Source organism: Dietzia sp. UBA5065, assembly GCA_002415925.1.
Taxonomy (GTDB): Bacteria; Actinomycetota; Actinomycetes; order Mycobacteriales; family Mycobacteriaceae; genus Dietzia.
Window position 1 is genome coordinate 8,052 of the sequence record DIAZ01000001.1, and the last position, 917, is coordinate 8,968.

Genomic DNA, 917 nt, shown 5'->3' on the forward strand with positions numbered 1-917 from the left:
ACCGACCTGTCCGCGTTCGGCACCGACCCGTGGTGGCTGGTGCTCGTCAAGGTGATCGCCGTCTTCGCCTTTCTCGTGCTGACGGTGCTCGCCGCGATCTACCTGGAACGCAAGGTGATCGCCTGGATGCAGATGCGGGTCGGGCCCAACCGCGTGGGCCCGCTGGGCATGCTCCAGAGCCTGGCGGACGGGGTGAAGATCGCGCTCAAGGAGGGCCTGACGCCCGCGGGGGTCGACAAGCCGATCTACCTGCTCGCGCCGGTGATCGCGGTGATCCCGGCGTTCATGGCGTTCGCGGTGATCCCGTTCGGCCCCGTGGTCTCGATGTTCGGGCACGCCACCCCGCTGCAGCTCACCGACCTGCACGTGGGCGTGCTCTACGTCCTGGCCGTGACCTCGATCGGCGTGTACGGGATCGTGCTGGCCGGCTGGTCCTCCGGGTCCACGTACCCGCTGCTCGGCGGCCTGCGCTCCACGGCCCAGGTCATCAGCTACGAGATCGCCATGGCCCTGTCCTTCGTGGGCGTGTTCCTCTTCGCCGGCACCATGTCCACCTCCGGGATCGTGGCCGCGCAGGCCGACGTCTGGTTTGTGTTCCTCCTGCTGCCCTCGTTCCTCATCTACGTGACCTCCATGGTCGGCGAGACCAACCGGGCCCCGTTCGACCTGCCCGAGGCCGAGGGGGAGCTGGTGGGCGGCTTCCACACCGAGTACTCGTCGCTGCGCTTCGCCATGTTCATGCTGGCCGAGTACGTCAACATGACCACGGTCTCCGCGCTGGCGGCCACCCTGTTCCTCGGCGGCTGGCGGGCCCCCCTGCCGTTCTCCCTGCTCCCCGGCGCCGACTCGGGCTGGTGGGCGCTGCTGTGGTTCGTGGTCAAGGTGTGGGGCTTCATGTTCCTGTTCATCTGGCTCCG

The 917-nt window shown here is 68.4% G+C and carries 1 protein-coding gene; it reads left to right on the plus strand.

From position 1 onward, the window contains the following. On the plus strand, nt 1–917 hold a 917-nt coding region (nuoH, locus tag B4M60_RS00040; RefSeq protein WP_291079323.1), incomplete at both ends, for an NADH-quinone oxidoreductase subunit NuoH.